Source organism: Streptococcus mitis, from assembly GCA_001560895.1.
Taxonomy (GTDB): domain Bacteria; phylum Bacillota; class Bacilli; order Lactobacillales; family Streptococcaceae; genus Streptococcus; species Streptococcus mitis_Q.
Map to the genome: position 1 here is coordinate 406,678 of CP014326.1, position 13,700 is coordinate 420,377.

At 34.5% G+C, this 13,700-nt stretch carries 11 protein-coding genes; all 11 read left to right on the forward strand.

Going from position 1 to position 13,700, the window contains the following annotated elements; translation table 11 throughout:
- Positions 1–56 precede the first annotated feature (56 nt).
- Positions 57–2,186, forward strand: coding sequence for an ATP-dependent endonuclease (locus AXK38_02165; GenBank protein AMH88150.1), 2,130 nt, complete (start codon positions 57–59; stop codon positions 2,184–2,186).
- Positions 2,153–4,129, forward strand: a complete 1,977-nt coding sequence (locus tag AXK38_02170) for a hypothetical protein (protein ID AMH88151.1) — start codon at positions 2,153–2,155, stop codon at positions 4,127–4,129. The genes AXK38_02165 and AXK38_02170 overlap by 34 nt, the downstream gene beginning before the upstream one ends.
- 498 nt (positions 4,130–4,627) lie before the next feature.
- Entirely contained in the window at positions 4,628–5,371 is a 744-nt protein-coding gene (locus AXK38_02175) for a hypothetical protein (GenBank protein AMH88152.1), read from the forward strand.
- Positions 5,372–5,374: 3 nt separating this feature from the next.
- Positions 5,375–6,139, forward strand: a complete 765-nt coding sequence (locus AXK38_02180; protein AMH88153.1) for a hypothetical protein — start codon at positions 5,375–5,377, stop codon at positions 6,137–6,139.
- A 71-nt stretch (positions 6,140–6,210) separates the two neighbouring features.
- On the forward strand, positions 6,211–7,431 hold the full coding sequence (locus AXK38_02185; protein ID AMH88154.1) for a DNA cytosine methyltransferase: 1,221 nt from the start codon (positions 6,211–6,213) through the stop codon (positions 7,429–7,431).
- Positions 7,432–7,501: 70 nt separating this feature from the next.
- A complete protein-coding gene (locus tag AXK38_02190; GenBank protein AMH88155.1) occupies positions 7,502–9,079 on the forward strand; it encodes a hypothetical protein in 1,578 nt (525 codons plus the stop codon).
- A 131-nt stretch (positions 9,080–9,210) separates the two neighbouring features.
- Positions 9,211–9,798: a DNA-directed RNA polymerase subunit delta gene (locus tag AXK38_02195; GenBank protein ID AMH88156.1), complete on the forward strand. Its 588-nt coding sequence runs from the start codon at positions 9,211–9,213 to the stop codon at positions 9,796–9,798.
- A gap of 389 nt (positions 9,799–10,187) precedes the next feature.
- The gene (locus tag AXK38_02200; protein ID AMH88157.1) at positions 10,188–11,795 is read left to right on the forward strand and encodes a CTP synthetase; all 1,608 of its coding nucleotides are present in this window, start codon (positions 10,188–10,190) and stop codon (positions 11,793–11,795) included.
- A gap of 119 nt (positions 11,796–11,914) precedes the next feature.
- Positions 11,915–12,988 carry a choline-binding protein A gene (locus AXK38_02205; GenBank protein AMH88158.1) on the forward strand — a complete coding sequence of 358 codons (1,074 nt, stop codon included), beginning with the start codon at positions 11,915–11,917 and terminating at the stop codon, positions 12,986–12,988.
- 90 nt (positions 12,989–13,078) lie between these two features.
- Positions 13,079–13,378: a hypothetical protein gene (locus AXK38_02210; protein ID AMH88159.1), complete on the forward strand. Its 300-nt coding sequence runs from the start codon at positions 13,079–13,081 to the stop codon at positions 13,376–13,378.
- Positions 13,375–13,692 carry a thioredoxin gene (locus AXK38_02215; protein AMH88160.1) on the forward strand — a complete coding sequence of 106 codons (318 nt, stop codon included), beginning with the start codon at positions 13,375–13,377 and terminating at the stop codon, positions 13,690–13,692. The genes AXK38_02210 and AXK38_02215 overlap by 4 nt, the downstream gene beginning before the upstream one ends.
- The last annotated feature ends 8 nt before the right edge of the window (positions 13,693–13,700 follow it).

Consider the following 13,700-nt stretch of genomic DNA (forward strand, 5'->3'; position numbering starts at 1 on the left):
AGGTTTATTTCTCAATATTTGTTGGTAACGCTTTCTTTATGAAAAGGAGAATTCTTATGAGAATTGATAAAATTACTATTGAGGGATATAGACGCTTTAATAAGAGTACAATAAATTTAAATCATGGAAATTTTGCTATTTTAGCAGGAGCTAACAATAGTGGAAAAACTTCGCTTATTCAGCTGTTAGACATTGTTTTCAATAATAAATCAAGAAAGTCAGTGGGTTTTAATGATTTTTCTATCTCATTAAAGTCTTTGTTGGATAAAAAAGTTAAGGAATTAGATCTTTCCTCAGATTTTAATGATGAGAAGTTCATTGAATTTATAAATTATATTAATGAACATATAAAAATAAAACTTCAAATTGTATTGTCCTATGATGTGGAGGAATCCATAGGTCTATTTGCAAACTACCTAATGGATCTAGAAGATGATATGCGGAACTTTTATTTTGAATACAATTATAAACTCAATACAGAGGTAATAAAAGAAGAATTTATTAAACAAGATATCAAATCAGCTACAATACTTCAAGAAATCATAGAACAAAATACAGAAAGTATTTATTTTTATGCTGATAAAGATTTCAATAATAAGAAAATTATTGAATATAAAGATTTTAAAAAATTATTCCATTTTGAATATATATCTGCTGATAGAGAACTAGATGATGAAAATCTTAAAAATAAAAAGATAACTACATCAATTATTTCATCATCCGATTCCACTAATCGTGATTCTGTATGGGATAGTAAATTTGATGAATTAAAAAATAAAATAGCTAATGATTTGGCTGAATCAGAAATTGATTGTAGTTTTCAAAAAGAAACACAAAAAATTTTATCTGACTTAAAAGGTAGTCTAGATAATGTATCAAAAAATGAAATTGAAGCTTTAGAAGCGAAATTTCATTTTAACGAAAAGAATTTATTGAACTTGATTAAGGATAGTTTATTAATAAATTATTCACATAGTACTGATGAATTTTTGTTTAGTTTAACTGAAGAATCCCAAGGTCTGGGTATTAGTAATTTAATTTATATGAGTCTTCAAATTGATAGATTTAGTAGAACTATTCAACCAACTACTGTTAATTTATTTGTTATAGAAGAACCTGAAGCACATATGCATATACAGATGCAGAAAGTGCTAGTTAGTTATATTGAAACGATTTTTAGTAGCAAAAAAAATCTACAGGGGATTATTACAACTCATTCCACTGAAATTGTGAAAAATGTAGATGTTAATGATATAAAGGTAATTCGTTCAGAAAATAACTTTATGAATCGTATTGTTGATTTACATCAATTTATTAACGATAATGGAGAAAAAGAATTTTATGAAACATTCTTTAAGTTGAATTTCGCAGATTTAATTTTTTCAGATGCTGTTATTTTTTATGAAGGAGATGCAGAGCGAATGTATTTTGAAAGTTTGATTAATAGGAAGGATTCAAAGTACAGTAATTTAGCCCGACAATATTTAAGTTATTGTCAATGTGGTGGTGCTTATGCACATAAATATTTTCCACTATTAAATGAATTGGAAATTATGGCCTGTGTTTTTACTGATATTGATTATGATAAAGAAAGAGAGGAGTTAGATGGAATATGCAGAGATAAATCTTCTAATACGACTTTAAATTCAATATTATCTGCTGACAATAAAGATGTTGCTGATATTTATCAACAGCAGAGTCAAGATAGAGAAAAGAATATAGAAATTTTTACCCAAACATATAGAGATGGATATGCTAGAACATTAGAAGATGCTTTATTATATAAAATTATTTCTCCAACAGGGGAAATGAAAAGTGTGTTTGAAAAATTTAACAAATCGGAGTGGGACAAATTTAATGAATCTTTTGAATTGACACTACCTAATATTACTTCTGGCAAAGAGTGTAGTATGAAAAGAGAGGAAATATATAATAGATTAGATATATCAAAAGAAAATAGGAAAATTGATTATCTGAGAGATAACCATCCTGAAGAGTATGCTGAGTATGAGAAATTCAAAGAAACATGTGAACCAAAACGTTCAATAAGAGATATAGTTTCAATTATTGATAAAACAAATTTTATGTACTCAATTATTTTTAAAGATAAAGTAAATGAAGTGTTACCTAATTATATTGAGGAGGGATTATCGTGGCTCAACAACAAAATAACTTCTACAAAATAAATGCTCCTGCTGGAAGTGGCAAGACTTACTTTATTAGTAAGACTATTAACGATATTCTTAATAATGAACCATTTGTTAAAATTTTGTGTATTACCTATACTAATAGAGCCTCCCAAGTAATGCAGGAAAGAATTGTTTCTCCAAACGTTGAAATATCAACTATTCATAGTTTCTTAAATAAGTTTTTAAAGCCATTCTTTAGAAATGAGAAAGTTATAGACTATTATCTTGAAATTTATAAAGAAGAAATTGAGACTACACTCAAAGAAGAAACAAAATTAAATAGATATAAAGAAAGATTTCAAGTAGAGGGTGAAGTTTCTGAGGAGACAATAAAATCAAATTTATATGAAATTTATTATAATGAACGACAATACTCATCCGTGTTAAATGGTGGTTTATCTCATGATGATTTATTGAACTTTTCATTTAAATTAATAGATAGATTTCCTAAAATTGGGTTTAAGTTACGTGAGATGTATGATTATATTTTCATTGATGAGGTTCAAGATACAAATGCAGATATTTTGAGATTTTTTTATAATTCGGCTAAAGATAGTTCAACAAATGTTTATTTTCTTGGAGACAAGATGCAAGAAATTTATAATAAATATGATGGTTCGTTTGAAACTGAATTTAGAGAATTTGATGGTAATCTCTCAAAAACCTTTACCACCAATTACCGATCCTCTGAAGAAATAGTTGATTTATTAAATAATTTATACCAATCTTCTTCTAGAGTAAAACAAGTCGCTTACAAAGGCAAAAAAGGTCAATTCCCTCAATTAGTCTTCACAGATAACATTGAAAAATATTTATTTGATAATAGAGAGGCTTACGAAGAGTTTTATAAATTAAGAACAATTAATAAAAAAAGGTTTCAAAACATCAATAATAGTGGGAAGTCTGCTGAAGAAATCTATAAAATATATCAGAAAATATACCCTAATAATGGTCGTGTTAGTGTAATGGATGTTCTGGTTAACAGTAACTATGATGAAAATCCTGATGTGCTAATGTCTTTTTTAAGTTTGCTATTTCAGGTATTGAGTGAATATCATAATAAAAATTATGGTGAAATGATACGACTCTTAAAAAATAGCAAAAATAACTTATCTTTTGGTAAATCTGTTCCAGTTTTTGACAGCAACATTTTGAAAATTGAATTTCATCAGGATAAGGTAAAGATGAAAGAAAAAATGGATCTCTTTGTTAAGCTATTGGAATCTAAGGATCTTTTAGGAATTGTAATCCAAGAATTGGTAGCTAATAAAGTTATTAGTGATGACTTTTATAAATTTATATTTTTATATGACAAAAACGGAGATTTTCTTTATACTGATTTATTTTGCTCTTCAATTGAATTATTTAAATTGATAGATGAATATAATAGAACCCCCATGGTGTCAACACAACATGGGGTTAAAGGAGAAGGGCATAAAAAGATACTATTTGTAGCAGAAAATTCAAGTACCCCAGGTATTAAGATATATGAATTTCTAAATCTATTTTCAAGTTTTTATACTCAAAATATTGTATTTAATTTCGATATTTTTCAACAGTTTTATTATGATTTTAATAATGATATTTTATCACTAGAAGAAAAATTAGGAAAAAAAATAAGAAAAATTGATGTAGGTGATAGAGAACGATACTTTAGTGATTTTCAAGAGATTTTTAATAAGTATCTAGATAATGATTATTTTAAATTTATTTGTTTAAAAGAAAATAAACTTAACTTTCAAAAGAAAACAGCAATAAAGAAGATACAAGAAAATATTTTTAATAATAATTTAGTTAGATCAGTCTTAACAGCTTACAAACTTTTTTATGTTGGATGTTCTCGAGCAGAGGAAGAATTAGTTGTATTGATTGATGCAAATCAAATTGACAATATGGAGGAATTTAAAAATTGTTTCAACCAAATTGGTTTTCAGATATAGATATATAAAGTCTGAAGTATCTAATCCGTGCTGTTCGTAATGCGCGTGCGGAAGTAAACGTAGGAGCAAGTATGATACGACCGTAGCACGAATTGATGAGATGAAGAAGTTGGTGAAATAAGCGCAGAAGAGTCTGGGACAAAAGTCTAGCCTTAAATATAAAAAGCGAACAACACGAGTTATCTGACACTCAGAATTCTGTCTTGTTCGCTTTTTTGTCTAATCTATCGATTTTTAAAATTTATAATAAAGAATTCCTAAAATCAAAATCTTTTTGTCCCAGACTCTTTTTGGTATAATGAAAAATGAAAGAATATATAGTGGATTGAATTTGGAGTAGTACATTGAGATTTCTAAAACATTGTTAGAAATTGGTTCGGATTTCCTAATTAATTTGTTCATTTTTTATGTCATTTCACTGTAAATTAACTTTTAACAATGATTTAGAATTCGTGTTGTACTATTCTACCTGCAATTAACTATAATTGGAGAAAAATATTGAAACAAACTTTAAAAGAAATCGTATATTCAATGTATATTGAAAGATGCAAGATGGAGAGACTACGGAATACGAAAGTTTTTAAAAATATAAATATCCCAGGAAAACTTATTGAACATTCACTTGATCTTTATGTTGAATTTACTCAGATGAATAATATAGAAATAATTGTCATTAAGATAATCGAGGGTAGCATAGTAACAGAAAAGGATATTTGGGACTTTACAAATGTTATAAACGATTTAAAGTTTTTTCCAAGGGCAGTTATTTATTTTGATCAAGATATTTCTACAAAAGCTATTGAAATGGCTCAGAAATGCAATATACAGACTAGGAAATTTAATTTTTCAAAAGAAGTGGAAAGGAAAGTATTTTCAACTCTACAAGTATTGCTTCCCAATAACGAAGTTATTGGCGATCCTTTTTGGACTTTGATGGAAATTGATTTAAATGGGAATGTTAATGGGAATTATTTTACATTCGAAAACACCATTCTTTTATTTTTATCTAAAAAGCAGGCAAAGATATGGGCAGAAAAACAAAATTCTGTAAATAGTAGCAATTACTCAGTTTTTGGTTTATCTCAAGAACATCTCAGAATTTTAATGGATCTAGTAGAAAAAACTAATTCAGATAACAAATTTGGAATAGTTTTAAGTCAATACGAACAGTGCAGTTTAAATGAGTTTAAAGTTTATAGTATTGATTCTAAATATTTACGAGAATATTATTTGAGGAAATAATCTGTGGCAAATTCAAAAAGCAAAATAAAGAGCACTACTAAGGGAACGGAATTCGAAAAAGTCATACAAAAAATCTATCTACTAATAGGAATGAAAGATAGAATAAGTGCAAAGGTTGACAGAGATGTTACGTTGATAGGTAGTGATGGTAGTACAAACCAATTTGATGTTATATATGAATACGAACATTTAGGTTCAATTTTTAGAGTTGCTATCGAGTGTAAGGACTGGAATAAGCCTGTCAATGTTGCAAGTTTAAGAGATTTTTATTATAAACTGCGCAATGTTGGTGGTCTAAACGGTATATTTATTTCCAAAGATAGTTATTTTCAGGACGGAGCTAAAAAAGTCGCTATTTTTAACGGAATTAAGATTATGCAGTTTAAAGAATTCAATAAATTCATTTCTTTTGATAATGAGTATTGTTTAACACCATCACAAGATACTGTAGGAGATCCTTTTTGGACATTAATGATGATAAATGGTAAGAATCTGTTTGAACAATTACAAGTTAATGGTACTATATTACTGTTTGATAGTAAATTTTTTGCTGATTATTTCTTTAAAAAACAACTATTAAGTAGTTCGGAATACAAAGTAGTTGGTTTAAGCCAAAGTCATTTAAAGTCAATAAAAAAAATATATAATAACCACAAAGGAATTAATATCAAAATATTTAATCCCGTAAAAAGTAGCTTAAGTATCCTTGATTTTCACTTTAACGAAAATATTAACAGCAATGATTTGGATTGGTTTATAAGAGAATAGATTATTTATTATTCGTAACAATTTATTTATGTTATACTAGAAAAGCCAATATTTTAGAAAGCAGGTAAGACATGACAAATTCTGTAAGTTCGAACCGACCTGAGAAGTACAACATTGCAGCTTTCTTCTCAGGTGTTGGGGGAATTGAGTTGGGATTTGAACAGACCAACGAGTTCAGAGTGGTGTATGCCAATGAATTTGATAAGTATGCGCGTCAGACTTATCAGTTAAACCATCCAGATACCTATTTGGATGGTCGTGATATTCACGATGTTCAGCCAGAGGATATCCCAGCTGAGCGTGTGGATGTGATTATGGGAGGTTTCCCTTGTCAGGCCTTTAGTATTGCGGGTTATCGCAAGGGCTTTGATGATGATCGTGGTGATCTTTTCTTCGAATTGCTTCGCATGATTGAAGGATGCAAACCTCGTGCCATTTTCATCGAAAATGTCAAGAACATGGTAGGTCATGACCACGGCAATACCTTCAAGGTTATTCGTGAAGCCTTGACCGAGAACAACTACTTTATCAAGTGGAAGGTTCTCAACGGGAAAGACTATGGAAATATCCCTCAAAACCGTGAACGTATCTACATTGTTGGTTTTGATATCAAGGAAGCTTATGACTTGTTTGAGTTTCCAGAGGAAATTAAGCTGACTACGAGTCTTCAGGATGTGATTAACTTTGGTGATAAGCTAGACGAGGTCTACTACTACCGTGAAGGCAAGCAAAACTTCTATGACCAGTTGAAGTTTGAAGTGACCAGTCAAGACACGGTATACCAGTGGCGCCGCCAATATGTCCGTGAAAATAAAAATGGTGTTGTTCCTACCCTAACAGCAAATATGGGAACAGGTGGACATAACGTTCCATTGATTTTGACAGACAGTGGTGAGATTCGTAAGTTGACACCGAAAGAAACCTTTAACGTTCAAGGATACCCTAAATCCTTTAAAATCCCAGAAGGAGTTTCTAACGGTCAGCTCTACAAACAAGCCGGAAACAGTGTGGTTGTGCCCGTGATTAAACGCATCGCAGAGAATGTTGCTAAGGCTTTAAATGAAAGTCAGGGGCAATCTCAACTTGAACGCTCAGGAAAAATTGCAATTATCTACACCAAGATGAATGGACAATTTGAAGGACAATCCTATGTTAAGGACTTTGTAGATAGCTATGACCAGGCTCTTGAAAAAATCAAGTCTTATGATGATGGTCTAGCCCTTCTATCAGATGAAGATTATTTAAAATTGGTTAAAAAACGAGGAAATCTCGAATTTTACAGTATTAATTAACGAATATATAAGAGGGTTAGTGAAAAACTAATCTTCTTTTGATATACTGAAGATAGAAAAGAGGGCGCTTATGTGGGAACATCTAAAGTCTGAACAAAAAGACAAATACAAAACCTTAATTATCAACTTCGCTAGCTTGAGCCAAGCTTTCTCTCAAAAGGCAGAATCTGAAGATGAGGGACAAACAGAGAATTATGTTGCTCCGATTGTTAACTCCAAATTTCAGGAGACTGTTTTCCAGAAGGCTTTTAATGCTGTTGGAGAAGATATTGCCAATACTTCTTATGATGCTTCTGTCGTTGTGGATGAAAATCATAAATACCTAGTGGGTATCAAATCTTTTGGGATTAATTCGGGAGATCAAAAAATCGCTCAGTTTAAAAAAGATTCTCAATCTTGGACTGAATTGTTGGGTGATATCAAGTTTCATGCAGATATTTCAGCAGATAAAGAAACAGCAGACAAGAAAAACTATCAACGCTATGAAGAGTTGGCCCGAAAGATTGCGACTTTGAGAAATCAGAGAATCGAATCTTCTAAGGCACAAATAAAGGGTTTTAACTCAGATTCGGTCAATGTTGAAGCTGTTTATCATGTTTTGATGCCGACACCAAAGGGAGAAAATCCTAAGATTTTTGTCGGGGAGACGACTTATTTACCAGTCGATATTGACAACCTGGTCATTGAAGGTTCTACCACCAAAAACAATCCAACTAATTTTCGATTTACGGATGGACAACATCATTACAAGTATACAGCAGCTGACAGCCAGCTCCACATGACTTTTAATAATAAAGACATTGTAGTAGATACTTGGGACGTTCACTACATCGAAGATCCTTTTTCTCTCTTTGAAAACCTTCATTTACTGACAGCTGAAAAGGAACAATCCGATGTCCTAGAAACGGTATCTTGGGTTATCACAGACAAACATGGAAATGTAGAAGAAAACTCTGGTTTTAATGCCTTTAACGGTGGTTCTAAATTAGCCAAAAAAGATCGCTTGCCACGGATTTTAAAGATTCAGGATAAATTTAAGGACTGTCTGGCTCCAGAAGGACTAGCTTTTGTGACTTTATCCTTAGAAGAAATTCTATTGAAAAAATGGACCAGTAAGGAAGAAAAAGCTCAGATGAAAGCTATTCGTGAGGATTTGATTCACTTTGTTCACGATACTGGCAATAAAAAACTCATTAAAGAAATTGAACAACTCGTATATCGGCCAGTTAGTGAAGTTTACATTCCTCTGCCTGACTCGAAAAACTTTCACGATGAAAGACCTGATTTCTTTGGTCCTGGGTTTGGGACCTTTGAACCTGGTACTAAAAAACTAGCTCTATCCAAAGAAGAAAGAACCTTTAAGCTATGCTTCTTATCTTCTGGAGATGTCATCAATGCCTATATCAACCAAGAAGCTGGTAAGGCGGTTCAATCGACTGATAAGCAAGAAATTCTTGGAAATTGGATTTTACGTGGTGTTTTCCAGTTGAAGGAACGAGAAGTCTTGACAGGCCAACGACTCAATGAACTGGAAATCAACAGTATTCGTTTAACCAAGTTTAAAAATGGGGAAATCGGGATTGAATTCATCTGGATTGATACCGAAAATCCACCTAGCGATGCCATTGGTTGGGTAGCAAAGAAATAAAAAGTCTTGTCACTTTCTCCCCCTTAACCTTTGACTATTCTGCAAAATTATCGTAAAATAAAGAGTAAATGATAAAATGAGGTCAGAGTCTGTTTGCTCTGGCGATAGTAGTATAAATGAGGAGAAACGCTTTGGAATTAGAAGTATTTGCTGGGCAAGAAAAAAGTGAACTATCTATGATTGAGGTGGCGCGTGCTATCTTGGAACTTCGTGGTCGCGACCATGAGATGCATTTTAGCGATCTTGTAAACGAAATTCAAAACTACCTTGGAACATCAAACAGCGATATCCGCGAAGCATTGCCTTTGTTCTACACAGAGTTGAACTTTGACGGTAGCTTCATCTCACTTGGAGACAACAAATGGGGTCTTCGTTCATGGTATGGTGTGGACGAAATCGATGAAGAAATCATCGCTCTTGAAGAAAATGACGACGATGAAGTAGCACCAAAAGCTAAGAAAAAACGTGTCAATGCCTTCATGGATGGTGATTCAGATGCCATTGACTACAATGCAGATGATCCAGAAGACGAAGATGCATACGAAGCCGATCCAGCTCTTTCATATGATGATGAAAATCCAGATGATGAGAAAAACGAAGTGGAAGCTTACGATGCAGAAATCAACGAAATCGCTCCTGATGACTTGGGTGAAGACGTGGATCTCAACGAAGAAGACGACGAGTTTTCAGATGATGATACTGAAAACATCGAGGAATAAAAGTTAGCTATTGACAATTATCCTATTTTTAGGTATCATATTGTTCGGGCACCTCTTTTAGAGGTCGGGGCTCCCTAGTTCTTAGGGAGCTATTTTTGTTTTTTCAAGAAGTTATCTTCTTGTGTTTTATACTCAATGAAAATCAAAGAGCAAACTAGGAAACTAGCCGCAGGTTGCTCAAAACACTGTTTTGAGGTTGTAGATAAGACTGACAAAGTCAGGAACACATATCTACGGCAAGGCGACGTTGACGCGGTTTGAAGAGATTTTCGAAGAGTATTGGTTGTGAATCTGGTGCAGTCGTTCCAGATTATTCTTATTAGTAGGGTCTTGTTTTCTATGTCCCCTCGTAGTTAACAAGGCCTGGAGCATTTTAGAAAGAGGAATCTATGTCTACGAAATATATTTTTGTAACTGGTGGTGTGGTATCGTCTATTGGGAAAGGGATTGTGGCAGCAAGTCTAGGCCGTCTCTTGAAAAATCGTGGTCTCAAAGTAACCATTCAAAAATTTGACCCTTATATCAATATCGATCCGGGAACTATGAGTCCTTACCAGCACGGGGAAGTTTTTGTGACAGATGACGGAGCTGAGACAGATTTGGACTTGGGTCACTATGAACGTTTCATCGATATCAATCTCAACAAATATTCCAACGTGACAACTGGTAAAATTTACAGTGAAGTGCTTCGTAAGGAACGCCGTGGAGAATATCTTGGGGCAACTGTTCAGGTTATTCCTCATATCACAGATGCTTTAAAAGAAAAAATCAAGCGTGCCGCTCTAACGACCGACTCTGATGTCATTATCACAGAGGTTGGTGGAACAGTAGGAGATATCGAGTCCTTGCCATTCCTAGAGGCCCTTCGTCAGATGAAGGCAGATGTGGGTGCAGATAACGTTATGTACATCCACACAACCTTGCTTCCTTACCTCAAGGCTGCTGGTGAAATGAAGACTAAACCAACTCAACACTCTGTAAAAGAATTACGTGGATTGGGAATCCAGCCAAATATGTTGGTTATTCGTACAGAAGAGCCAGCTGGTCAAGTAATTAAAAACAAACTGGCCCAGTTCTGTGATGTGGCACCAGAAGCCGTTATCGAATCGTTGGATGTTGAACACCTTTACCAAATTCCATTGAACTTGCAGGCTCAAGGTATGGACCAAATTGTCTGTGACCATTTGAAATTAGACGCACCAGTAGCGGATATGACAGAATGGTCAGCCATGGTGGACAAGGTCATGAACCTCAAGAAACAAGTTAAAATTTCCCTTGTCGGTAAGTATGTGGAGTTGCAAGATGCCTACATTTCTGTGGTTGAAGCCTTGAAACACTCTGGTTATGCCAACGACGCAGAAGTTAAAATCAATTGGATCAATGCCAATGATGTGACAGCAGAGAATGTGGCAGAGCTCTTGTCTGATGCGGACGGAATCATCGTACCAGGTGGTTTTGGTCAACGTGGTACGGAAGGGAAAATTCAAGCCATTCGCTATGCGCGTGAGAATGATGTTCCAATGTTGGGTGTCTGCTTGGGTATGCAGTTGACTTGTATCGAGTTTGCTCGTCACGTTTTAGGTCTTGAAGGTGCCAATTCTGCAGAGCTTGCACCAGAAACAAAATACCCTATCATTGATATCATGCGTGATCAGATTGACGTTGAGGATATGGGTGGAACCCTTCGTTTGGGACTTTATCCATCTAAGTTGAAACGTGGCTCTAAGGCTGCGGCTGCTTATCACAATCAAGAAGTGGTGCAACGCCGTCACCGTCACCGCTATGAGTTTAACAACGCCTTCCGTGAGCAGTTTGAGGCAGCAGGCTTTGTCTTCTCAGGAGTTTCTCCAGACAATCGTTTGGTCGAAATTGTGGAAATTCCTGAAAATAAATTCTTTGTAGCGTGTCAGTATCACCCTGAACTTTCAAGTCGTCCAAACCGCCCAGAAGAACTCTACACTGCCTTTGTTACTGCAGCAGTTGAGAACAGTAATTAGCAAAATCAGAACCTTTGAGAAGAATCTCAGAGGTTTTTTGCTTGCATATTTAGGATATGAGTTGCAAAATAAAAACATAGTGATATAATTAACATAAAAAATCCTAAGGAGGATCTACGATGAAAAAAATCACATTATTTGGTTTGTCTCTAGCAGGTTTAGCTTTGCTAGTTTCACCTCATTCAGGGCAGGCATTTGAGCTTAAAGAAGAATGGGTTGTTAAGTGTGGAGTGCAGTATCAAGATGGCAAGATTCTTCGGTTTAACAATGGTCATGAAGTGGATATCAAAGTCTTGGATTTACCAAAAACCGAGAAAATCGAGTGGACGGTTAGTCTCAATGGTCAAGATCAGACTGTCAATTTCCTAGGTCAAGAAAAGGATAAGTCTATGATTGGTATAGAAGGGCGTTACCTGAATTTCTATGTTCCATATGGCTATAGAGGAGATATCAAGGTCGAAGCTAAGAGCGGAAACGAAGTGAAGACCTGGTCAACGAAAGTTGTGGATGATATTCATAATGATAGTGGAAAGAGTAGCTACTACCGTATTGACGAATCAAATGATCAATACACCTACCTTGATACAAAATGGGACTATCAAACCAAGACTTACACTGCTACCTTACCAGAGACTGTCAATGGTCAAAAAGTATTTGCTTGGGCAGACGACTATGTAGAATTGAAACTTGAAAAACCAGGAGTTATCAGTCATTCCTACAGGGGAGGAGGACACTTCAAAACACTTTATCCGATTGTAAAAGCAGAAAGCTGGCTAAAATCAAACCAAAACTGGTACTATCAAAAACAAGGTCAATTAGTCCAAAATGCTTGGGTTAAAGACAAGGAAACTTGGTACTTTATGAATGATAAAGGAGTCATGTTCAATCAAACTTGGCTCTATCAAGGTGGCAACTGGTATGCCTTTAAATCATCAGGAGCTATGATTGCTAGTGATTGGCTTTATGATCAAGGCAAGTGGTATTATTTATCAACTTCAGGAGCCATGAAAGCAAGCACTTGGGTTTATGACAAGGGAGAATGGTATTATGTAAGTTCTTCTGGTGCCATGATTGCGAATGATTGGGTCAAAGACAATGGCAAGTGGTATTATCTAGCTTCGTCAGGTAAGATGCTTCGCAATACCTACACACCTGATGGTTACTATGTAGATGCCAGTGGTGCCTGGCAATAAGAATAAGAAGTCCTTTTCCTTAAAGGAAAAGGCTTTTTACTTGCTTTTCTGCTGCTTCCTCATTTGTCCTAAAGCCTTTTTTGTGTTAAAATGAATGGTATGAAAGCTAAAAAAATGTGGATGGCAGGTCTGGCTCTGCTTGGTATTGGGAGCCTTGCCCTTGCTACGAAAAAAGTTGCAGATGACCGTAAACTCATGAAGACTCAAGAAGAGTTGACAGCGCTTGTGCGAGATCATTTTTCAGATATGGGGGAAATTGCGACCCTCTATGTTCAAGTTTATGAAAGTAGTCTAGAACGACTGGTTGGTGGCGTCATTTTTGAGGATGGTCGTCATTATACCTTTGTCTATGAAAATGAAGATCTAGTCTATGAGGAGGAAGTCTTATGATACAACCAGCAAGTTTAGAAGAATTAGCATCTTTAGTAGAAAAAGATGGCAAGAAGGTCTTTCTTTTTGTGGCGGACTGGTGTGGCGATTGTCGTTATATCTATCCTGCCTTGCCAGAAATTGAGGAGACCAATCCAGAGTTCACCTTTATTCGAGTGGATCGAGACCAGTACATGGATCTAGCAAAACTCTGGGATGTTTACGGGATTCCTAGTCTTGTTGTTCTGGAAAAAGACAAGGAAATCGGTCGTTTCGTCAATCGAGACCGTAAAAGCAAGCAACAAATTAACGATTTTTTAGCAGGACTGAAATAGGAGAAAAG

What these genes read in the sequence shown, in the direction of transcription:
- AXK38_02165 (AMH88150.1), top strand. Translation starts at nt 57, where the DNA reads ATGAGAATTGATAAAATTACTATTGAGGGATATAGACGCTTTAATAAG.
- AXK38_02185 (AMH88154.1), top strand. Translation starts at nt 6,211, where the DNA reads ATGACAAATTCTGTAAGTTCGAACCGACCTGAGAAGTACAACATTGCA.
- AXK38_02190 (AMH88155.1), top strand. Translation starts at nt 7,502, where the DNA reads ATGTGGGAACATCTAAAGTCTGAACAAAAAGACAAATACAAAACCTTA.
- AXK38_02200 (AMH88157.1), top strand. Translation starts at nt 10,188, where the DNA reads ATGTCTACGAAATATATTTTTGTAACTGGTGGTGTGGTATCGTCTATT.
- AXK38_02205 (AMH88158.1), top strand. Translation starts at nt 11,915, where the DNA reads ATGAAAAAAATCACATTATTTGGTTTGTCTCTAGCAGGTTTAGCTTTG.
- AXK38_02210 (AMH88159.1), top strand. Translation starts at nt 13,079, where the DNA reads ATGAATGGTATGAAAGCTAAAAAAATGTGGATGGCAGGTCTGGCTCTG.
- AXK38_02215 (AMH88160.1), top strand. Translation starts at nt 13,375, where the DNA reads ATGATACAACCAGCAAGTTTAGAAGAATTAGCATCTTTAGTAGAAAAA.